Source organism: Nocardioides sp. P5_C9_2 (assembly GCF_054049555.1).
On record NZ_JBFUMD010000703.1, the window covers coordinates 1 to 1,345 of the forward strand.

Genomic DNA, 1,345 nt, shown 5'->3' on the forward strand with positions numbered 1-1,345 from the left:
GGCTCCCAGCTGGCATGACACCGGGAGGAGGAGCAGTCCGATGACCACCGACGTGGAGCTCGCCATCACCGGGATGACCTGCGCATCCTGCGCGAACCGCATCGAGCGCAAGCTCAACAGGCTCGACGGGGTCACCGCCACGGTCAACTACTCGACCGAGAAGGCCAAGGTCACCTACCCCACGACCGTCAGCACCGACGACCTGCTGCGCACGGTCGAGCAGGCCGGGTACGTCGCCGCGCTGCCGGCGAGGGTCGGTGCCACGCGCGGCGAGGACGCCCGGGATGCCGCGCCGGAGCGGGACCTGCTGCGCGACCGGCTGCTCATCAGCGCCGTGCTGAGCGTGCCCGTCGTGGCGCTGGCCATGGTGCCGGCCTGGCAGTTCGACTACTGGCAGTGGCTCTCCCTCACCCTCGCGGCACCCGTCGTGGTCTGGGGCGCACTGCCCTTCCACCGGGCCGCCTGGACCAACCTGCGCCACGGCGCGACCACCATGGACACCCTCGTGTCGGTCGGCGTCCTCGCTGCCTTCGGCTGGTCGCTCTACGCGCTCTTCCTCGGCACGGCCGGCATGCCCGGCATGACCCATCCCTTCGAGCTCACCGTCGGTCGCACCGACGGAGCGGGCAACATCTACCTCGAGGCCGCCGCCGGGGTCACGACCTTCATCCTCGCCGGCCGGTGGCTCGAGTCGCGGGCCAAGCGTCAGTCGGGAGCGGCCCTCCGCGCCCTGATGGAGCTCGGCGCCAAGGACGTGGCGGTGCTGCGGGACGACGCTTCCGGTGGGCGCAGCGAGATCCGCATCCCGATCGAGCAGCTCGCCGTCGGCGAGCTCTTCGTGGTCCGACCGGGCGAGGCCGTCGCCACCGACGGCGAGGTCGTCGAGGGCAGCTCCGCGGTGGACCGCAGCATGCTCACCGGCGAGTCCGTGCCCGTCGAGGTCGGCCCCGGCGACCAGGTCGTCGGGGCGACCGTCAACGCCGGCGGGCGGCTGGTCGTCCGGACCACCCGGGTCGGCGCCGACACCCAGCTGGCCCAGATGGCCCGCCTGGTCGAGGACGCCCAGAACGGCAAGGCCCAGGTGCAGCGCCTCGCGGACCGCATCTCGGGGTTCTTCGTCCCCGTCGTCATCGTCCTCGCCCTCGCCACGCTGGGCTTCTGGCTGGTCTCCGGCGCCGGGGCGTCCGCGGCCTTCTCCGCCGCCGTGGCGGTGCTGATCATCGCCTGCCCGTGCGCGCTCGGGCTCGCCACGCCGACCGCGCTCATGGTCGGCACCGGTCGCGGCGCCCAGCTCGGCATCCTGATCAAGGGACCCGAGGTGCTCGAGTCCACCCGTCGGGTCGAC

1 protein-coding gene is annotated in these 1,345 nt (G+C 72.9%); it reads left to right on the plus strand.

Annotated features, from left to right (window positions below):
• Positions 1 to 40: 40 nt before the first annotated feature.
• A partial coding sequence (locus ACXJKL_RS21145; RefSeq protein WP_457208957.1) for a heavy metal translocating P-type ATPase occupies positions 41 to 1,345 on the plus strand: 1,305 nt, incomplete at its 3' end.